A 21,979-nucleotide genomic window follows, 5' to 3' on the forward strand; every position below is an offset into this window, starting at 1 on the left:
TAAATTAAATTATAAAAGAATGACTATAAGCACAATACTATTAATGATTGTTTCAATAGTAAGTGCTGGATTACTGTCATTTCTTATTTATTATAAAGAAGTCAAAAACAAATCTAAATTGCATTTGTTTTTGGCTTTTTTGCGTTTTCTGTCGCTATTATTTATTTTTATATTACTTATCAATCCTAAAATTAGTAGCACTATAATTTCTAATGATAAACCAGTTTTAGCGATAGCCGTCGATAATTCAAGTTCGATAAATCAATTAAAAGCTACTCATCAAGTTAATCAGGTTTATCAAAAACTAATTTCGAACAAAGAATTAAAAGAAAAATTCGCAATTCAAAGTTATCAGTTTGATACGAATTTGAAAGTTTCTGATACATTCAATTTTGCTGGGAAGGAGTCTAATATTGGGATCGTTGCAAAAGATCTCCAAAATATTAATCGAAATTTAAAGTTTCCCACTGTCTTAATTACTGACGGAAACCAAACCACGGGAACAGATTATGAGTTTGCATTTAATGCTCTAAATAAAGTTTTTCCTGTAATTATGGGAGATACCACTAGGGTGTTTGATTTGAAGGTCAATCAAGTTAATGCCAATAAATATGCTTACCTAAAAAATAAATTTCCTGCTGAAGTATTTTTGCAATACAGTGGTACAAAAAATAGTAGTGCTTCATTTTCAATTTATGATGGAAAAAAGGAAGTTTATAAACAGTCAGTGTCTTTCACTCCAACAAATAACACGGCAATAATAACCACAAATCTTACTGCAAATAGGCTAGGAACAGTTGTATACAAAGCTCAAGTTACCAGCGCAAACAAAGAGGTCAACTTACACAACAATAGCCAACGTTTTGCAGTAGAAGTCATTGACCAAAAATCGAGTGTAGCTATAATCAGCACGATGAACCATCCTGATTTAGGAGCGTTAAAGCATGCTATTGAATCTAACGAGCAGAGAGAAGTGGTGGTACTAAACCCAAAAAATAAAATTGATCTTTCTAAATATAAAGTTCTTATTTATTATCAACCTAATACTGCTTTTAGAGAAGTTTTTCATTCAAATAAAGTAATTGGTCTAAATTCGTTTATTATTACGGGAACAAAAACAGATTTTAAATTTTTAAACGAAGTACAAAAAGATTTAGATTTTAAAATGAGTAATCAGCTCGAAGATTATCAAGCATCGTTTAACAAGGAGTTTACTTATTTTTCTACTGAGGATATTGGATTTGAAAATTTTCCTCCCTTAGAAAATAGTTATGGAAAAGTTAGTCCTGTTTCTTCTGTTTCCATTCTTTTGGGGTCAAAAATTCGAGGCATGCAAACAACTGCTCCACTACTTGTTTTTTCAGACAATAATAAACAACGAACAGCATATTTATTAGGAGAGAATAGTTGGAAGTGGCGCATGCAAAATCACCTTAATACTGATTCGTACATGCAATACGATCTTTTTATAGATAAGATTATACAATTTTTGAGTTCGAATAATAGCAAAAAATCATTGGTAGTGAATTTTGAGAATAGTTACAACTCATCTGATGCCATAACTATCAATGCCCAATATTTTAATAAGAATTACGAATTTGATCAAAATGCGCTTTTAACGATTAGTTTACTAAATCTCGAGACCAAAAAAACACGCAATTATGATTTCTTGAAAAGTAATAATGATTTTAAAGTGTCATTAGATGGTTTAGAGGGAGGAAAATATCAATTTACCGTTACCGAAAAAAAATCCAAAGCTTCGTTTACAAATACATTTGAAGTATTGGATTTTGACATAGAAAAACAAGCAGTTAATCCAGATTCAAAAAAATTGCAACGTCTAGCCGTAGCAACTGAAGGAGCTGCCTTTTATCCTGATCAAGTTGATCAATTAGTACAAGCACTTGTCAGAGATGAAAGTTACAAAACAATCCAAAAAGAGCGTGTCGATAAAGTTAGTTTGATAGATTGGTATTGGCTATTACTATTAGTAGGTCTAACGTTAAGTTTAGAATGGCTAATTAGGAAATACAATGGTTTATTATAGATAAATAGAATATGGATTTTAGATTAAAAGTTTTTTTGACTGTAGCAGCTAGGTTAAGTTTCACTAAAGCAGCTAGTGAATTATTTATTACGCAACCTGCTGTTTCGAAGCATATTCGAGAGCTAGAAGAAGAATATAAAATCAAACTTTTTGAGCGTAATGGTAGTAAGATAGCTGTTACAAAGGCGGGTCATGTATTATTACAACACACTAAAAGATTATTCGAGATTTACAGAGATATTGATTTTGATATGAGTGCGCTAATTCATGAGCAACGTGGTTTACTAAGAGTGGGCGCGAGCACAACACTATCTCAATATATAATTCCACCAGTATTAGCTCGTTTTCACCCAAAGATGAAAGAGGTTAAAATAACTTTGATTAACGGTAATACTGAAATAATTGAAAAATCATTATTAGAAAAGGAAATCGAAGTAGGTATTGTAGAGGGGCAATTAAAAAATAAAGGAATAAAGTATATTCCGTTTCTTAAGGACGAACTCGTATTAGTTTGCAAAGCAAATCACTCACTAGCAAAGAAAAAGGAGATTACTAAGGAGGATTTATTAAAAATGCAGTTCTTAATGCGGGAGCAAGGCTCTGGAACCCTAGAGGTTATAGAATATGGACTAAAAACATTTAATATTTACTTAGATCAATTAGATGTGCAAATGCAATTAGGGAGTACAGAAAGTATAAAGTCTTATTTACTAAATTCCAATTGTGTGGCTTTTATCTCGATTCATGCAGTTAGCAAAGAGCTTAAAAACAACCAACTAACAATATTAGATATTAAGAATTTAAGTATCGAACGTAATTTTTATATCGTCACTCTGCAAGGTAAATCTACTGCTTTAGTAGATTTATTAATAACCGACATTCTTAATCATTATAACTTAAAGTTATAACTAATTACATATAACTATTGGCAAAAGTGTTTTATTCACACCATCTTTGTATCATTATATATAATACAAAGTTATTGTGAAAAATAAAGCTAAAAAGTTAGAGATTATTAAGAAAATGCTTCATGAGAGAAAGTTTCAAGTTTTCTTATTTGTGATCTTGATTCTATTATGCACCACCTCATATGTAAGTCCGCCTATTGCCTTATTGTTAGGTTTAATTGTTGCAAATGTATCTGGGCATCCCTTTATTGCTTATAATCATAAAGCAACTTCGTTATTATTGCAATTTGCTGTTGTAGGTTTGGGATTTGGTATGAATGTCAATGATGCATTAACAGCAGGTAAAGAAGGTTTCTTTTTTACCATAGTTTCTATTTTTAGCACTTTAATTCTTGGCTACTTTTTGAGTAAATGGCTATCGATAGATAAAAAAATCTCCCATTTAATTTCGTGTGGAACAGCCATTTGTGGTGGAAGTGCCATTGCAGCAATTGCACCAGTCATAAAATCAGATGAAAAGCAAACTTCAGTAGCTTTAGGAGTGATTTTCATATTGAATTCTGTGGCATTGTTTTTATTTCCTGCTGTAGGTCATTTGCTTCATTTGAGCCAACATGAATTTGGATTGTGGTGTGCTATTGCCATACATGACACGAGTTCAGTGGTGGGAGCAGCTAACAAGTATGGAGCAGAAGCCTTGCAAGTAGCAACGACGGTGAAATTAGCCAGAGCTTTGTGGATTATTCCTATAGCTTTACTTACAGCGAGTGTATTTAAAAATAAGAATAGCAAAATTAAAGTTCCTTATTTTATTGGTTTGTTTATTGTTGCGATGTTACTAAATACGTATGTTGCTCAAATTGCTACAATAGCCCCCTATATTGTTGCTTTCGCAAAAGTAGGTCTTACTGTAACCTTGTTTTTAATTGGGGCGGGATTGCATTACAAAACTTTAAAATCAATTGGTATAAAACCTTTACTTCAAGGTATTTTACTATGGGGATTTATTGCTACTGCCTCCTTAATTTCTATTATCTACTTGCTATAAATGTTAGTAGTTCATTAAGAAAGTGCAGTTACATAGGTTATCGTAATTTAATAGCAACGAGCTGATGTCATTTAATTGTTAATTATAGTAATGTTATTCGGATAATTTTTAAAGTTCTTCAAAATTAAAATATATTTGTGCTTCAAATAAATAAGTAAAATGAAAAATATTAAGTTGAAACGCTCAGCCTTTACGATGGCTGCTCTAGCTGTTTGCTTCCTTACCATTTCGTGGGGAATTGTGGGTCATGAAAGAATTAATAAGGCAGCTGTAATGCTTTTACCTAAACCAATGCAGTCTTTCTTTTATAATCATATTGACTTTATCACCCAAGAATCTACAGTTCCTGATTTGAGAAAATACATTTTGCAAGACAAGGCTGAAGGTCCTAGACATTACCTTGATATGGAAAACTTTGAAGGTTCAGAGGATTTTCCAAATACTATGGCTGATGCCAAAAAGAAATACGATGATAAATTTTTATCAAAGAGCGGAACATTACCTTGGCATATTCAAGATATGATGGCAAGATTAACACAAGCTTTTAAAGATAAACGCAAATCAGAAATCTTGTTTATTGCAGCAGAGTTAGGGCATTATATTGGTGATGCACACATGCCATTACACACATCAGATAACCATGACGGTCAATTAACAGACCAAAAAGGAATTCACTCGCTATGGGAAAGTAGGTTGCCAGAACTTTTTGTTAAGGATTACAAATTTACAGTGGCTCCAGCTACTTATTATGAGGATGTAGATACAGCAATCTGGGCAATGATTAATGATACTCACAGTTTGGTTCCAGCTCTTTTAGCAGCAGACAAAGGACTGAGAACTAGCTTGGCGCCAAATCAAATTTTTGTTACTGATGCTGAAGGAAACATCGTTAAAAATAAATATAACGGTGTACGCTATACAGATGAGTATGCAGGAAAGTTTCACACAGCACTAAATGGTATGGTGGAGAGCCAAATGAAAAAGGCAGTTACTGCAACTGCAAGTTTCTGGTATACTGCATGGGTAAATGCGGGAAAACCGGATTTAAGTAAGCTTGATGCTAGTGTAACGACGAAACGTAATGCGAAAGCATTAAAAAAAGATTCCAAATTATTCAAAAAAGGAGATTTGTTTGGTATGGAAAGTGACAAAGACGTCGAATAAAATTAGAAAGTTATAAAGTAAAAGCCTGTGAAATTCACAGGCTTTTTTTATGATTTAGTTTTTCTGATATTGTTTTTTCTTTAGTACATCTGATGCTGTTTGATAGATGGATATGGTTTCATTAATCAAATCTTTCCTTTGCGTTTTAAGTAGTTTTTGATCGTAATGCATTTGAAAATCATTGTCAACTCCTTCTTTTGGTATTAGTTTCAATTGATACTGTTTTACCTCTTGCTTAGGTGATAAAATAGTTAAAACATTGTCTTTAATCAATCCTAGATCTTGATAGGTAGCAATTAACGCTCTTGGTTTATAATCAGCTTTAAGTACATCTTGACCAAAAAACTTCGATTGATAGTTAAAGTTTAATAAGCCAAAAACAGTAGGCATAATGTCTATTTGAGAAACCATGTTAGTATAATGTTGCGGCTTGATAAATCCTGGGCTATAAATCATTGCTGGAATTCGATATTTATCAATTGGCAATTCCGTTTTTCCAGCACTAGAAGCACAATGGTCAGCTAAAATGACAAAAACCGTATTTTTAAACCAAGCTTGCTTTTTTGCCATTGTAAAAAATTTGTTTAAGGCATAATCAGTATATTTTACGCCACCATCTCGTGACTTTGCATCTCCTGGAATATCAATTTTATCTTTAGGATATGTAAATGGTCTATGATTACTTACAGTCATCCAGTGATTAAAGAATGGCTTTCCTTTTTGAGCTTCAGTGTTCATAACTCTTATTGCTTTATTAGCCATGTCTTCATCGCAAACCCCCCAAACATTCGAGAAAGTAATTTCGTTAGCAGTTAATGTTTTTTTATCTACAACATCATAATTGTTTCCTGAGAAAAAATCTTCCATGTTGTCGAAATATGCATCACCTCCATATAAAAATTTAGTAGCGTATCCTTTCTGTTTAAAAATACTTGCTGTGGTAAATTTATCTTTGTTATCTTCTCTTTTTACAACACTCTCGCCAGCAGTAGGAGGGAGACATAGTGTAACCGCTTCAAGTCCTCTTACCGTTCTATTTCCCGTTGCGTAGAAATTTGTAAAAAGCAAACTCTCTGTAGCAAGTTGGTCTAAAAAAGGTGCAAGATTTTTATCGTTCCCGTACGCTTTCATAAAGTCAGCACTGTAACTTTCAATTGTTATAAGTACTACGTTTTTATGTATTTCAGCAACTGCACTTTTGATTTCGATCAAAGTAGATGATCTAGTAATTCCTGGGATTTGTTGTGCTAATATAGTATACGCCTCTTTCTCAAGTAGTGTTTTGTAGAATTTAAAGTAATCTAATTCACTGTTTACATAAGCTAGATAAAAGCGGTATAAAGCATTTGCTTGTAGTTCGTTAGTAAAAGTATTATGCGAATTTTCTAGTTGTGCTAATGCAGGCACTGCGAATAACGACAATACAAAAAATGTTAAATAAATTCCTGAAATTTTAAGTTTTTCGGTAAATGAAGGAATGTTTTCTATAAACGTTTTTGAATTTCGAATGATAAAATAAGAAACTATTCCAGCTATAACAAATAATCCTGAAAATAAAGGAATTACAGGGTAGGACTCCATGATGTTTCCTATCACTTCATTGGTGTAAACCAAATAATTTACAGCGATAAAATTATAGTTAACACCAAACTCATTCCAGAAAAAATATTCACTAATGGCATTCTGTAAAATCAGAACTACAAATAGAAAGATCACAAAACTGAACAACCAGAAACGAATTTTTTCTCTTAATTTGGGTACAAATAATAGCAATCCAAATAAAAACGTCTTAATTCCCACAAAAAACAATCCTATCTTGGGCAATGCACCTCCGTATTCATTAAGGATTGATTTGCCTGAAACTATGTAAATAAATATGGCTACTAATAAACCAAAAATAATATATCCATAAGGTTTATAGTATTTAGAATTTGATATAAAAATTAAGTACAGCCATAAAAATCCACTGGCTAGTATAAAAACAAAAAAGTCAGATAGCATGCCTATTGAAAAGATCTTCAAGCTCTCTAAAACTGAAAATGTGGATTGCGTTATAGGGTGGAACAACAATACAATTCTTACAATAAAACTGACAACAACATAAAGAAATATTAGGTTGTAAAAAGGGGATAGTTTTTTTATAAAAGACATGATATTTTTTATTGTAAAACTACTTAAATACTTAGGTTCGTGTGAAGAGATATTCTTAATATTGGCTTAATAATATTTCATCAACAATTTTAAGGAGTGTATATTGTTTAAATTTGTCCAGACTTTCAACTATTAAATAATTTAAGATGAAAACATTTTGGAGTCTAGTGCTCATAACTGTTGTATTCAACGGATATTCTCAAAATTGGAATACAAATTTTAAGCAAGCTTCCGCCGATGCTGCTTCTCAAAATAAACCCATTATTTTGGTTTTTTCAGGATCTGACTGGTGTGCACCTTGCATTAAATTAGATAAAAGTATTTGGCAATCAGAAGCTTTTAAAAACTATTCTAATACAAACTATATAATGGAAAGAGCGGATTTTCCTAGAAGAAAACAAAACGAATTAACTGAGGAGCTAAAAAAGCAAAACCAAGTTCTAGCTGAAAAGTACAATCATGACGGCATATTTCCGCTGGTAGTTGTACTCAATGCTGATGGAAAAGTTTTAGGTAAAACCACTTATAAAAATACTACTCCCGAAATTTATATTGAGGAATTAAATGCTTTTCTAAAATAATCTAATGAATATAAAACTTTTATTATTATTCGTTTTGACGTCTTCTTTAGGATTCTCACAAGTTACGCACAAACGAGAATTAACTATGCTGGGAAGTCCTTTTGAAATGATAGTCGTTGCCGATGATATACCGCAGGCTGACGTTTACATTGATTTGGCTGTGGCCGAAGTGTCTCGACTTGAAAATTTAATTTCAGATTGGATTCCAACAACTCCAATTTCGGAAGTTAATCGAAATGCCGGAGTCAAAGCGGTCATCGTCCCTCAAGAAGTTTTTGACTTAGTGCAGCGATCTATCACAGTTTCTAAATTAACTTCTGGAGCTTTTGATATTACTTACGCTTCACTGGATAAAATTTGGAAATTTGATGGTAGTATGAAAAAAATGCCGTCAGAAGAAGAGATCAGAAACTCTGTTGCTAAAGTAGGTTATCAAAACATTGTATTAAATCCTAAAGATCACAGTATTTTTTTAAAAAATGAAGGAATGAAATTAGGATTAGGTGGTATAGGTCAAGGATTTATTGCTGATAAAATAAAAGCATTGCTTATTGCAAAAGGAGCTCCCGCAGGAATCGTAAATATTTCGGGTGATATTAATACCTGGGGCAAGCAACTAGATGGAAAGCAATGGAAAGTGGGTATAAAAAACCCTCTAAATAAAGATAAAATATTTGCCACATTCCCTCTAGAAAATAGCGCTGTTGAAACCTCAGGAAGCTATGAAAAATATGTAACCTTTAATGGAGTAAGGTATTCACATATTATAGACACACGTACGGGTTATCCGGCATCAGGTGTAATTAGTGTCTCTGTTTTTGCCACATCAACTGAATTAGCCGATGCATTAGCAACTGGGATTTTTGTCCTTGGTGTTGATATAGGGATTGATCTAATTGACCAATTACCTGGTGTTGGTTGTATTTATGTAGAAAATAACGGAAAAATAACGGCCTCAAAAAATATAGATTTAAAAAAATATTCTGATGAATAAAATAGTCCTTTTAGCACTTTTAGCGCTTACAGTACAATCATGTGTTGCAGTAAAAGAGTATGACAAGCAATATATCAATGATCCAGATATGAAACTCGCTGCAAAACCAGCAGAGCGTTATGAAACTACTTTTCAAGTATATAGAGAAGGTGCTGCAGGTGCAAATGGAGGAAAAACAGGCGGTGGTTGTGGATGCAATTAATAAATTAAAATGAAAAAAATATTTTTAACCGTAGTCATTGTCTTCAATTTGGCTGTTAATGCCCAAGATAAAGATACTACAGCTGTATTTAAAAAAAGAGTTTTAGAAAATACTGAAGTTGATTTCTTGTTAAGCTATTATAAGCAGGACGGAGTACACTCTGCTGTTGGAGGCGGAGTAGGTTCTGAAAAGTTATCTGATATTGCAACTAATATTGTGGTTGCTTTACCTTTAAATGCTGACGATGTGCTAACATTTGACGTGGGTGTTTCAGCATATACTTCGGCTTCATCCAGCAATATCAACCCTTTTGATAACCGAATGACTACTACAGGATCGTCTGCTGCTGGAGATCCAAGTGCAAACAATACAGCAGGTTATGTAACGCCATGGCAAACTTCATCAGGAGCTTCAGCTAGTGATCAATTAGCCGCTCTTAGCGTGAATTATAATCATAGCTCTGATGATAGAAATACGATATGGAATGCTGATGTTTCTTTTTCTAATGAGTACGATTATACCTCAGTAGGTTTTGGGGGTGGATTGACTAAATTGTTCAATCAAAAAAATACTGAACTAAGTTTGAAAGCAAATGCCTATTTAGATCAGTGGAGGCCTATTTACCCAACAGAACTGAAGGAATACGGAGCATATGGGATTAATTATCAAAATCAAGGCTATTTGAAAGATGTCACTATTTTAGATCAAAATGGAAATGCTAGTAATGATTATTTACCTACTGCTTTTAAAAGCTATGATAAAACCAATCGTAACTCATACTCGTTATCGATTGCCTTTTCTCAGATACTGACAGAGAAAATCCAAATGTCTATATTTATGGACGTATTGCAACAAGATGGATTGCTAGGGACACCTTATCAACGTGTTTATTTTGCTGACAAGCCTAATTATTTCATAGGACAGTCAAAATACATTCCGGTATATGATTCCAAAGAAAACACTGGTGTTTATCAATTAGCAGATGACAATGAGAATTTACCTTCTTCGAGATTTAAAATCCCTATAGGGGCACGACTGAATTTTTATATCAGCGAATATGTTGTTGCAAAAACCTATTATCGTTATTACCAAGATAACTGGGGAGTGCAGGCACATACTGCATCGATTGAATTGCCTATTAAATTATCAACTAAATTTACGGTATCACCTCTTTATCGTTATTACTCGCAATCAGCTTCGGATTATTTTGCCGCTTTTGACAAACATCTTTCTACTGAAAAGTACTACACATCTGATTATGATTTGTCAAAATTTAATAGCAATCAATATGGTTTTGGAGTAACTTACACAGATATATTTGCTAAAGCTAAAATTTTCATGTTAGGTTTAAAAACAATTGACTTTAGGTTCAATCATTATGAAAGAAATGATGGTCTGTCCTCAAACATTGGTACTGTAGGTTTTAAATTTGAAATCGAATAAAATAACTAAAAATGCATATTTTAATAGTAGAAGATGAAGTGGGAATTGTCAAATTCTTGCAGCAAGGTTTGCAAGAAGAAGGGTATATCATTACAACTGCTTCAAATGGTTTAATGGGTTTAGAATATACTCAAAAAACCAGCTTTGATCTAATCCTATTAGACTGGATGTTACCTAAAATGAATGGTTTAGAAGTATGTAAAGCCATCAGAGAGAAAGATGACACTACGCCAATCATATTTTTAACTGCCAAAGATACTGTTCAAGAAACTATCGAAGGTTTGAAAGCGGGAGCTAATGATTATATGAAAAAACCATTCAGTTTTGAAGAATTAATTGAACGTATAAAAATTCATTTTAGAGTTCAAAAGGAAGCTGATATTCTAACTTTGGGATCTATTGTTATTAATTTAAATAAGCACATAGTTTCAGTAAATGATAATGTCATAGCTTTGACTCAGCGTGAATTTGAATTATTAACGTATTTAGTTCGTAATAAAGGAAATGTGTGCACGAGAAACCAAATCATAGAAGATGTTTGGGACATACATTTTGAATACGATACCGGAGTTATTGATGTTTTTATAAATGCTATTAGAAAAAAATTGAATTTAAAAATTGAACAAGACTACATAAAAACCGTGCGCGGTGTAGGCTATATTGCCAACGATTAAGGATGCAACAACTTTCATTTAAAAATAGAATTGCTTCAAATTATATTATCACAACCGCATTATTAATTTTTGCGGTTTTCGGGGTAATATATTCTGTTGTGCGCTTAACTTTCTACAGTGACATTGATGCTGACATATCCATTGAAGTGACACATCATTTAAGTGAAATTAAAATCAGCGGATCTGAATTTCACCTAACTCATGAAGAAGAATGGAAGGAGCGAGAACACAATACCGTTGATGTAAATCCAGTTTTCATTACTTTTTTTAATAATAAGGGTGAAGTGTTAGAAAAATCTCCCAATCTTAAAAATGACGCCCTACATTTCGAAAATTCAAAAGCTGATAATGATTTATTTGATACTAAATTATCAGGAAAAAAAATCAGACAAGTACAAGTACCCATCCTCTCAAATAATGTCAAAGCTGGATATGTCCTTATAGCAATGTCACTAGAGGGATCTTCCTTAGTTCTTGAACGGTTAGCAGAGGTACTCATAATTGCTTATCCGCTGATTTTAATTTTACTGTTTTTTATAGCACGATTCATCGCTGGGCGCAGCATCAAACCAATAAATGGTATTATTGAAACTTCTAATATTATTACTAAAGATAATCTTACTGCTCGCATACCTTTACCACAAAATAAGGATGAGTTGTACACCGTTTCTAAAACTATAAATAAATTGCTGGATAGAGTCGAAAATGCTCTTGAAAGGGAGAGGCAGTTCACATCTGATGCTTCTCATGAATTAAGGACACCACTTACAGTACTTAAAGGAACACTAGAAGTACTTATCAGAAAACCTAGAAATACAGAAGAATATCATGATAAAATTAATTTTTGTATAGCTGAAATAGACCGCTTGAATCATCTTGTAGACCAATTATTATTATTAGCTCGTTTTGAAAACCAAAAGAGAAGTTTGTCAGTCGAAAAATTGTATTTAAACGGTGCTTTTTTAGATGTTATATCTAGATTTTCAAGTACTATTGAAAACAAGAATATACAACTACGTACAAATTTTATCAAAGATTATTACATAAATACTGATAATTATTTATTCTCAATAGTAATTAATAACTTGATTTCGAATGCCATAAAATATTCGAGTCAAGATGCTACAGTAACAATTGATATACAGCGAATGAATGGTAAAATACAGTGCAATATTATAGATCACGGTATTGGTATTGCCGCCGAAGATCTGGAAAAAGTATTCAATCCATTCTTTAGATCAGATGCTAATGATCATCCACAAATTAAAGGAACAGGCCTAGGTCTTTCTATTGTTAAGAAACTTTGCGATTTATTAGATGTTGATATCCAAATTTCAAGTAAAGTAAACAATGGTACATCGGTAACTTTAAGCTTAAACGAAGGAGAACTTAAGTAGTTCTTAAGACTTTTCTTTAATTGTTTATTTATTTTTGAAAGATAAAATAAATAAAAATGCTTGAGAAAATTATTGCTTTTAGTTTAAAAAACAAACTCATTGTTCTTCTTTTTACGTTGGGGATTTTTGGATTTGGGATTTTTTCTGTTTTCCAATTATCGATAGGAGCAGTGCCTGATGTGACTAACAATCAGGTGCAAGTAATCACAACATCTGGAAATTTATCTACTCAAGATATTGAACAATATATCACGTATCCGGTAGAAATCGAAATGGCAAATTTACCTGGTGTGCAAGAAATTCGTTCGATTTCAAAATTTGGTTTATCAGTTGTTACCATTGTTTTTGATGATGACTTAGGAACCTATTTACCAAGACAATTAATTGCTGAAAAAATAAAATCAGCATCCGAAAAAATTCCCCCTGGTTTTGGAACTCCTGCAATGGGGCCTATTACTACAGGTCTAGGCGAAATTTACCAATACACATTAGAAGTTAAACCCGAATTTAAAAATAATTATACGGTTACAGATTTGCGTACTATTCAAGATTGGATTGTAAAGCGTCAACTATCCGGAATTAAAGGTGTTGTGGAAATTAATACTTGGGGAGGCTACTTGAAGCAATATGAAGTAGCAATTAATCCCGCACAACTCAAAGCAATGAATATTGCTACTACAGATGTGTTTACAGCACTTGAAAAAAACAACAGTATTGCAGGTGGTGCTTATATCGAAAAAGTAAATCAAAGTTATTTTATTCGTGCCGAAGGTAAAGTTAATAACCTTGAAGACATTCAAAATATAGTTGTTAAAAACAGCAATGGTTTTCCTATTTACATTAAAGATGTAGCTGATGTTCGTTTTGGTCACGCCAATCGTTTTGGTGCCATAACAGGAAATGGCGAAGGCGAAAAAGTGCTAGGTCAAGTGATGATGCTAAAAGGTGCCAACTCGAAACAAGTCATTAATGATGTTAAAGCTCGAATTGCTATTATCGAAAAGTCATTGCCTGAAGGAGTCTACATCAATGGCTTTCTAGAACGAAGTGAATTAGTTGCCAAAACCACTTTTACGGTGGCCGAAAACCTTATTTTGGGCTGTTTAATTGTAATTTTTGTAGTCGTATTGTTATTAGGGAATTGGCGCTCTGGATTGGTGGTGGCTTCGGTTATACCGCTTTGTTTGTTGTTTGCGATTTCACTAATGAATATTTTTGGCATTGATGCTAATTTAATGAGTTTAGGAGCTATTGATTTCGGAATCATTATTGACGGTGCAGTAATCATTGTCGAATTTATTGCTTTTCAAATTGCTAGTAAAGCCGCACAATTAGGACCGCTTTCTAAAGAAGATCGACAAAATGAAATAGACCAAATCACTTATAAAAGTGCCTCAAAAATGATGAATTCGGCTATTTTTGGTCAGTTGATTATCTTGATCGTTTTTATTCCTATTCTTTCACTTTCAGGTATAGAAGGTAAAATGTTTAAACCTATGGCCATGACATTCAGTTTTGCCTTAGTTGGGGCAATGATTTTCTGTTTTACCTATGTGCCTGTTGTTTCTTCATTATTTTTAAAACCGACTATCGAAAATCCAAAATCGATTTCGAGTAGATTGATCCGCAAATTAAATTCATGGTATTTGCCTATGATTACTTGGGCACTGGTGAATACTAAAAAAGTATTATATGGCGCAGCAAGTCTTTTAGTTATGGCAATCGTTTTATTTATAACAATGGGAGGAGAGTTTATTCCAACCTTAGACGAGGGTGATTTTGTAATTCAACCCGTGCTTAAAACCGGAACTACATTAACCAAAACGATTGCAACCACAACTAAAATCGAAAAAATTATCCTTAAAAACTTCCCCGAAGTTGATCAAGTGGTAAGCCGTATTGGTGCTGCCGAAGTTCCTACAGATCCAATGAGTATGGAGGAGAGTGATGTAATGGTAAAGTTAAAACCAAAATCTGAATGGGTTTCAGCTAAAACTAAAGATGAACTAGCAGACAAAATAAAAGCAAAAATCGAAGAACAAATTCCTAACATGGAAATTGAATTTACGCAGCCGATCGAAATGCGTTTTAATGAACTAATTTCAGGGACGCGATCTGATGTTGCTGTTAAGATTTTTGGCGAAGACTTAAATATTTTGGCTCGAAAAGCAGATGAAATCAAGAAAGCGATTGCCAAAGTCGAAGGAGCATCAGATATCATTATCGAAAAAACCGAAGGCTTACCGCAAATGACCGTGAGATATGATCGCTTTAAAATAGCGCGATACGGTTTAAATATTTCTGATTTGAATGAAATGATTGCCCTTGGGTTTGCTGGTAAAACGGTAGGAAATGTATTTGAAGGAGAAAAACGTTTTGACATGGTTATCCGACTGGATGCATCTAATAGAGAAAGTATCAACGATTTGAAAGAGCTGTATATTACAACAGCAACGGGAGAACAAGTGCCATTAGAACAACTTGCATCAATTGAATATACCCAAGGTCCTGCCAAAATTTCGAGAGACAATACCAATAGAAGAATTGTAGTGGGAATTAATGTTCGCAACAGAGATTTGCAATCTGTAGTTACGGATATTCAAAAAATTGTAGACACACAAGTTAAGTTACCTACGGGTTATTATGTGCAATATGGCGGACAATTTGAAAATCTGCAATCTGCGAAAGCAAGGTTAATGATCGCTGTTCCTATTGCCTTATTTTTAATATTTATCCTGTTGTATTTTGCCTTTGGATCTATTAAAGAAGCTTTAATGGTATACTCCGCTATTCCTTTATCTGCAGTGGGTGGCGTATTATTCCTTTGGATACGTGATCTTCCTTTTAGCATTTCGGCAGGAGTAGGGTTCATTGCATTATTCGGAATCGCGGTGCTAAACGGAATAGTATTAATTGAGCATTTTAAAGAATTGAAACATCAAGGAATGAAAAATATAGATGAACTTATTATAAAAGGAACCACAGATCGTTTGCGTCCTGTATTATTAACTGCAGCAGCAGCAGCACTGGGTTTTTTACCCATGGCTATTTCGTCATCTGCAGGGGCAGAGGTACAACGACCGTTAGCAACCGTTGTCATTGGTGGTTTGTTTACAGCAACTATTTTAACGATGATCGTATTACCAATTTTATATAAATTATTTGACGAGAAAGAATTTAAAAAACCTAAAATTAATACAAATCAAAGTACTATTATTATACTCTTTTTGCTATTGAGCAGTACTTTGAGTTTTGCACAAAACCCTACAGACGAGCTAGATACTTTGATTGTTAAAGGAATCAATAATAACAAAGGTTTGAAAGGGTATCAATTACAGGTAGCGAAATACGAAGCGAATATAAACAGCGCATTTACATTCGATAAAACCAATATTTATTACAATTATGACCAAAATAATATTGCCTATAACAATGAGCCGATAAAGGTATTTGGTGTGCAACAACGATTTGAATTCCCTACGGTTTATGGTGCTAGAAAAAAAGCCAATACAACAGAATTTGAAAAAGAGAAAGCCAGTTTTGAAATTCAGAAAAACAAACTGTCATACGAAATCGCCAAGACATATCACCAAATAGTATTTTTACAACATCAAGAAAAACTGTATCATTATCTGGATAGTTTGTATCATAATTTCTCAACAGCGAGTAACAGAAGATTCGAATTGGGCGAAACCAATTATTTAGAAAAAATTACTGCTGAAGCAAAATTTAGACAAATAAAAACCAAGCTTACGCAAATAGGAAGCGAAAAGAAAGCAGCTTATATCACACTACAAAATTGGGTACAAACGGAAGATGAAATATTGATAAAAAGCAGTAAAATAAGTCCTTTAAATACATTAAGTAATGAATCAAATAAAAGCACTTATCAATTATATTTAGAGACTATTAGTAAAAATTATGAAAGTCAATTAAAACTGCAAAAACAAAACTGGTTACCTGATTTACACTTTGATGTTTTTAGAGGTTCGAATAAGGGGATTTCCCAATCTTTAAATGGATTCCAAATGGGAATTTCAGTGCCCATTTTGTACGGAGGCAATGTATCTAAATCTAAGGTGGCAAAATTAGAACTAGAAAGTTGGCAACAACAAAAGGAAAACGAAATGCTTAAGATCGACAGCTATTTAAGTCAGAAAAAGCAAGAGTTAGCCAAATATCAAGAGGCGATAAACTACTACAACCAATTCGGGAAAAAATTATCAGATGAGATTATAAAGGTTGGAAATATGAGTTATAAACACGGTGAAATTGATTTTTTTCAATACATTCAAAGCTTAGAAAACGCAACAATCATACAAGTGGATTATTTAGATAATGTCCTTCGATACAATCAAACACAATTAGAGATTCAGTACCTAAATTACTAAAATATTTATAATGAAAAAGATACTATATATACTATCACTATGCCTGCTTACTGTTTCATGCAAAGAAACTAAAACGGAAGAAGCGCTAGAGAAAAATGATAATTTGATTCGAGTTACTGCCGCGCAATTTCAGTCAGGGAACATGCAAATCGCTTCAGCGGTTGAACAAGATTTTGATGTAACCGTAAAAACTTCAGGAAAGATTGATGTACCTCCGCAAAATAGAGCACAAATAACTTCTTTTATAGGAGGTTATGTCAAGTCAACAACACTTTTGGTTGGAGATAAAGTGAAGAAAGGCCAAGCATTACTGACTTTAGAAAACACAGAATTTTTAGATATTCAAAAGGAATATTTAGACGTCGCCGAACAAATTAATTATTTAAAATCCGAATACGAGCGCCAGAAAACCTTATTCGATGAAAAAATAACTTCTCAAAAAAATTATCTAAAAGCCGAGAGTGAGTATCGCAGAGCCAAAGGAATGTATCAAAGTTTAAGAGCTAAATTAGTATTATTGAATATTAGTCCTGCAAATGTGGAAAAAGGGAGATTAACTTCCGTAATTACTATTTATGCACCCATATCGGGAGATATTGTAGTAATGAATGCGAATGTAGGGATGCATGTTTCGCCTGCCGATGTGATTCTTGATATTATTCAAACCTCACATTTACATTTAGAATTGAATGTTTTTGAAAAAGACATTTTGAAAGTAAAAGAAGGACAAAAGATTAAATTTACGGTTCCCGAAGCTTCAAAAGAAGTTTTTAACGCCGAAGTACATTTGGTTGGTAAATCTATAGAAGGAACTGAGCGTACGATTAATGTTCACGGACATTTAGACGAGAAAATGACTCAGATATTGATTACAGGTATGTTTATAGAAGCAGGGATTATTGTAGATTCAAAGAAAGGATTAGCCGTTCCTCAGGAAGCGTTAATCACCGAAAACAATAAAAACTTCGTACTTTTATTGAAGAATGATAAGAATAATAGCTACGCCTTCCAAAAAACGGCAGTAACTATAGGAGAACGCGCTGATAAATATGTCGAAATCATACCTAATAATCAAATTAATGCTTCGTCTAAGATTTTGACCAAAGGTGTTTTTGATGTTTCTAATTAATTTGAATTAGTTGATTTGATAAAAAAATGGCTAACGCTGTTAGTCTGTTAAAGAAAACAATATAGTAAATGTAATGTTATGACAAACGATAGTAAAGAGTCAAAATTAACAATTGAAAATTATTTAGACAATCACTATATTCACCGTAGCAATTGGCTTCGAGCAGCTGTACTTGGAGCAAATGACGGTATCATTTCTATTTCAAGTTTAGCTATTGGTATTGCGGCTGCAAGTGCAACCAGAGAGCCTATTGTCCTGGCAGGTGTTGCAGGACTTGTAGCTGGTGCTTTATCTATGGCTGCTGGGGAGTATGTTTCTGTAAGTTCCCAAACTGATACTGAAAAGGCAGATATTGAAAGAGAAAAAGTCGAACTTAAAGAAATGCCTGATGAAGAATTGAATATATTAGCTCAAATCTATGAGAGAAGAGGGCTTACAAAAGAAACGGCAATGCAAGTTGCTACTGAATTTACAGAAAAAGATGCATTAGCTGCACATGTAAGAGATGAATTAGGAATCAACGAAATTAGTCAGGCAAAACCAATTCAGGCGGCTTTGGCATCAGGTGCTTCTTTTACTATTGGGGGTGTATTGCCTTTATTGGCAGTGCTTTTTGCACCAGTTAAAGGCATGGAATATTGGTTGTACTCATCAACAATTTTGTTTCTTATAATTTTAGGTGCGATTTCGGCAAAAACTGGGGGTTCAAGTATCTCTAAGGCAATTTTAAGAATTACGATTTGGGGAACAATTGCAATGGGCTTGTCAGCATTAGTAGGTTATGTTTTCGGTGTAAGAGTATAAAAATAACAATTTTAAATAGTAATTATGAACGACGCACATTGGCACTTAGTAGTTAATCATTTTCCAATTATAGGGGCCATCCTCGGTTTGGGAATTTTGATTGTAGGATTGGTTTTAAAAAATAATACAGTGAAAAACACCGCTTATATTGTATTTGTTGTAGCTGCAATTTTTGCATTTGCAAGTATGGCAACTGGAGAGGGTGCTGAAGAACTAGTTGAAGATATGCCTAACATAGGACATCAAATCATTCACGAACATGAGGAACTTGCTGAGAAATTAGCTCTTTTGTTATATGCCACAACATTTTTTAGTTTGTTGTCCATGTATACAGATGTAAAAAAGCATAAATATGCTAAAACGATATCTATAGTAACACTGTTATTAGCCATTGGTTCCTCTATTGTTGGTACATTAGTAGGTAATTCTGGTGGAGAAATTCGTCATACAGAAATTAGAGAAAACGGTATTATTGCCGCTCCAAGTAAGGAAAGTGTTAGTACTGGTAATGATAAAGAATAATAGTTTAAACATTAGATTTAACAAAAAAGCAACATTAAGTTAAAATAATAATTGCTTTTTAATAAAAAAATATTTTATATTTGCATAAGAAAAATAAAACAAGTCATGTTTACAAATACAGTACATCATCATCATTTTCATTATTGCTCTCAAGCGATGTGTTAATGGTATGCATGTAAATCATCATATTAAAAAACCCGTTTGAGTACATCAAACGGGTTTTTTATTGCCTTAAACTGTACTCAGACTTAACTCTTTAAAAAACAAAAAAATGAGTACTTTAAAAATTGCAATTCAAAAATCAGGACGTTTAAACGAAGACAGTATCCAAATATTAAAAGATTGCGGAATCTCTATCAATAATGGGATTGACCAGCTAAAAGCAGAAGCATCTAACTTTCCTCTTGAAGTTTTATATCTTAGAAATTCAGATATTCCACAATATTTAATTGATGGAGTAGTAGATATTGCTATTGTTGGAGATAATCTATTAGTAGAAAAAGGAAAAGGAATCCAAGTAGTTCAAAAATTAGGGTTTTCTAAATGCAAAGTATCTGTTGCCGTTCCTAAGGCATTCGAATACAAATCTATCAAGGACTTAGAAGGAATGCGTATCGCGACTTCTTATCCAAATACGGTTATCGAATATTTCAACTCTTTTGGAGTTAATGTTGATATTCACCAAATTTCTGGGTCAGTTGAGATTGCTCCAAATATAGGTCTTGCAGACGCTATTGTAGATATCGTTTCAAGCGGAAGTACGTTATTCAAAAATAATTTGAAAGAAGTTGAGATTATTTATAAAAGTGAAGCAGTACTTGCGGTTTCTCCAAAAGTAACTCCAGAAGTTCAAAAATTAATCGACACTTTAAAATTTAGAATAGAATCAGTTTTAAGAGCTCGTAGATCAAAATACATTTTGATGAACGTACCAAACGACAAAATCGAAGAAGTTGGAAAAATCCTTCCGGTATTACGTAGCTTAACTGTATTGCCATTGGCACAAGAAGGTTGGAGTAGTGTGCACTCGGTAATTGATAAGGATACGTTTTGGGATGTAATCGATCAATTAAAAGAGGCTGGAGCCGAAGGGATTTTGATTTGCCCAATTGAAAAAATGGTACTGTAATTAAGTTTTAAGTAGTAATTCATAAGTTGTAAGTGACTTAGAGTTTGTCAAGCAGTGCTTAACTTTAAACCTTAAACTTTAAACTAAAAATCATGAACAAAATATATAACCCAAAATCGGAAACATGGTCAGCTATTTTAGAGCGACCTACTAAAACGGTTGACGATATCGAACTCACAGTAAAAGAGATTTTCAAGGAAGTTCAAAAAAATGGGGATGCGGCTATAGCCAAATACACTTCGATTTTTGACGGAGTAGTATTTGAAAACTTAGAGGTTTCACAACAAGAAATTGAAAATGCATTAGCAAACGTTCCTACTGAGTTAAAAGAAGCGATTCAATTAGCAAAAAGCAATATCGAAAAATTTCACACGGCTCAAAAAACAGCTAAGGTCGAAGTTGAAACGGTTGAAGGTGTGCAATGTTGGCAAGAAAAAAGACCCATCCAAAAAGTAGGTTTATATATTCCTGGCGGTACAGCACCTTTGTTTTCAACTGTTTTAATGTTGGCGGTTCCAGCAAACATAGCAGGTTGTAAAGAAATTGTGTTGTGTTCACCACCAGACAAAAAAGGAAATATTAATCCAGCAATTTTATATGCTGCCAGTTTATGTGGCGTTACTAAAATATTAAAGGTGGGTGGAATTCAAGCGATTGCTGGTTTGACTTTTGGGACAGAAACGATACCAAAAGTGTACAAAATTTTTGGACCAGGAAACCAGTTTGTAACCTTAGCAAAACAATTAGCAACACAATTTGGAGTAGCCATTGATATGCCTGCTGGACCTTCAGAATTATTAGTTGTTGCTGATGATGCGGCTGTTCCTGCTTTTGTAGCTTCAGATTTATTATCACAAGCAGAACATGGCGTAGATAGCCAAGTGATTTTGGTTTCGACTTCTAAAAAATTGATTGATGCCGTTGAAGAAGAAATTCAACTTCAATTAGAGCAATTGCCTCGTAAAGAAATTGCTGAGAAAGCAATAGCCAACTCTAAATTGATCTTTGTCGAAAACGATGCAATTGCTTTAGATTTAATCAACGAATACGGACCAGAACACTTTATTGTTTGCACTGCTAATGATGATTTTTACATCAACAGAATAGAAAATGCAGGATCTGTTTTTATTGGAAATTATACTCCTGAAAGTGCTGGAGATTATGCATCAGGGACTAATCATACTTTGCCAACAAACGGTTATGCTAAGAATTACAGTGGTGTCAATTTAGATAGTTTTACTAAATCGATGACGTTCCAAAAAATTTCTGAAAAAGGAATTCAGAATATTGGTAACGCTATTGAGATTATGGCAGCAGCGGAAGGGTTGCAAGCACATAAGAATGCTGTAACTTTGAGATTGAAGAGTTTAGAATAAGAGACAAGAAACAGGATGC

17 protein-coding genes are annotated in these 21,979 nt (G+C 33.3%); 16 read left to right on the forward strand and 1 reads right to left on the reverse strand.

The annotated features are described in order from the left end of the window. Window positions 1-19 precede the first annotated feature (19 nt). The 4 genes from H603_RS0113190 to H603_RS0113205 all read left to right on the forward strand — a co-directional run bounded on the left by H603_RS0113190 (window position 20) and on the right by H603_RS0113205 (window position 5,167). Complete coding sequence (locus H603_RS0113190; protein ID WP_026709051.1) at window positions 20-2,047, forward strand: hypothetical protein; 2,028 nt, start codon at window positions 20-22, stop codon at window positions 2,045-2,047. Between the two features lie 11 nt (window positions 2,048-2,058). Continuing rightward, window positions 2,059-2,955, forward strand: coding sequence for a LysR family transcriptional regulator (locus H603_RS0113195; protein WP_026709052.1), 897 nt, complete (start codon window positions 2,059-2,061; stop codon window positions 2,953-2,955). 115 nt (window positions 2,956-3,070) lie between these two features. After that, window positions 3,071-4,003, forward strand: a complete 933-nt coding sequence (locus H603_RS0113200; protein WP_026709053.1) for a YeiH family protein — start codon at window positions 3,071-3,073, stop codon at window positions 4,001-4,003. Window positions 4,004-4,162: 159 nt separating this feature from the next. Next, window positions 4,163-5,167: a zinc dependent phospholipase C family protein gene (locus H603_RS0113205; RefSeq protein ID WP_026709054.1), complete on the forward strand. Its 1,005-nt coding sequence runs from the start codon at window positions 4,163-4,165 to the stop codon at window positions 5,165-5,167. A 54-nt stretch (window positions 5,168-5,221) separates the two neighbouring features. On the opposite strand, the gene H603_RS0113210 is transcribed toward H603_RS0113205, so the two are convergent. Next, a complete protein-coding gene (locus tag H603_RS0113210) occupies window positions 5,222-7,318 on the reverse strand; it encodes an LTA synthase family protein (protein ID WP_026709055.1) in 2,097 nt (698 codons plus the stop codon). A 146-nt stretch (window positions 7,319-7,464) separates the two neighbouring features. Between H603_RS0113210 and H603_RS0113215 the strand changes: the two genes are divergently transcribed. The 12 genes from H603_RS0113215 (at window position 7,465) to hisD (ending at window position 21,960) form a co-directional block, all read left to right on the forward strand. Further along, window positions 7,465-7,899, forward strand: coding sequence for a thioredoxin family protein (locus H603_RS0113215; RefSeq protein ID WP_026709056.1), 435 nt, complete (start codon window positions 7,465-7,467; stop codon window positions 7,897-7,899). Window positions 7,900-7,903: 4 nt separating this feature from the next. Then, window positions 7,904-8,893 (forward strand): FAD:protein FMN transferase, encoded by a 990-nt coding sequence (locus tag H603_RS0113220; protein WP_026709057.1) that lies wholly within the window; start codon window positions 7,904-7,906, stop codon window positions 8,891-8,893. After that, on the forward strand, window positions 8,886-9,095 hold the full coding sequence (locus H603_RS0113225) for a DUF4266 domain-containing protein (RefSeq protein WP_026709058.1): 210 nt from the start codon (window positions 8,886-8,888) through the stop codon (window positions 9,093-9,095). The genes H603_RS0113220 and H603_RS0113225 overlap by 8 nt, the downstream gene beginning before the upstream one ends. Window positions 9,096-9,104: 9 nt before the next feature. Then, window positions 9,105-10,538, forward strand: a complete 1,434-nt coding sequence (locus H603_RS0113230; protein ID WP_026709059.1) for a DUF3570 domain-containing protein — start codon at window positions 9,105-9,107, stop codon at window positions 10,536-10,538. 11 nt (window positions 10,539-10,549) lie between these two features. After that, window positions 10,550-11,212, forward strand: coding sequence for a response regulator transcription factor (locus tag H603_RS0113235; protein ID WP_026709060.1), 663 nt, complete (start codon window positions 10,550-10,552; stop codon window positions 11,210-11,212). A gap of 2 nt (window positions 11,213-11,214) precedes the next feature. Then, the gene (locus H603_RS0113240) at window positions 11,215-12,609 is read left to right on the forward strand and encodes a sensor histidine kinase (protein ID WP_026709061.1); all 1,395 of its coding nucleotides are present in this window, start codon (window positions 11,215-11,217) and stop codon (window positions 12,607-12,609) included. Between the two features lie 56 nt (window positions 12,610-12,665). Continuing rightward, a complete protein-coding gene (locus tag H603_RS0113245) occupies window positions 12,666-17,000 on the forward strand; it encodes a CusA/CzcA family heavy metal efflux RND transporter (RefSeq protein ID WP_026709062.1) in 4,335 nt (1,444 codons plus the stop codon). A gap of 10 nt (window positions 17,001-17,010) precedes the next feature. Further along, complete coding sequence (locus tag H603_RS0113250; protein WP_026709063.1) at window positions 17,011-18,129, forward strand: efflux RND transporter periplasmic adaptor subunit; 1,119 nt, start codon at window positions 17,011-17,013, stop codon at window positions 18,127-18,129. A gap of 78 nt (window positions 18,130-18,207) precedes the next feature. After that, on the forward strand, window positions 18,208-18,933 hold the full coding sequence (locus H603_RS0113255; protein WP_026709064.1) for a VIT1/CCC1 transporter family protein: 726 nt from the start codon (window positions 18,208-18,210) through the stop codon (window positions 18,931-18,933). Window positions 18,934-18,957: 24 nt separating this feature from the next. Continuing rightward, window positions 18,958-19,455: a hypothetical protein gene (locus H603_RS0113260; protein ID WP_026709065.1), complete on the forward strand. Its 498-nt coding sequence runs from the start codon at window positions 18,958-18,960 to the stop codon at window positions 19,453-19,455. Between the two features lie 271 nt (window positions 19,456-19,726). After that, on the forward strand, window positions 19,727-20,584 hold the full coding sequence (gene hisG, locus H603_RS0113265; RefSeq protein ID WP_026709066.1) for an ATP phosphoribosyltransferase: 858 nt from the start codon (window positions 19,727-19,729) through the stop codon (window positions 20,582-20,584). A gap of 92 nt (window positions 20,585-20,676) precedes the next feature. Further along, window positions 20,677-21,960, forward strand: coding sequence for a histidinol dehydrogenase (gene hisD / locus H603_RS0113270; protein ID WP_026709067.1), 1,284 nt, complete (start codon window positions 20,677-20,679; stop codon window positions 21,958-21,960). Window positions 21,961-21,979 lie beyond the last annotated feature (19 nt).

It is taken from the genome of Flavobacterium frigidarium DSM 17623 (genome assembly GCF_000425505.1).
Classification (GTDB): domain Bacteria; phylum Bacteroidota; class Bacteroidia; order Flavobacteriales; family Flavobacteriaceae; genus Flavobacterium; species Flavobacterium frigidarium.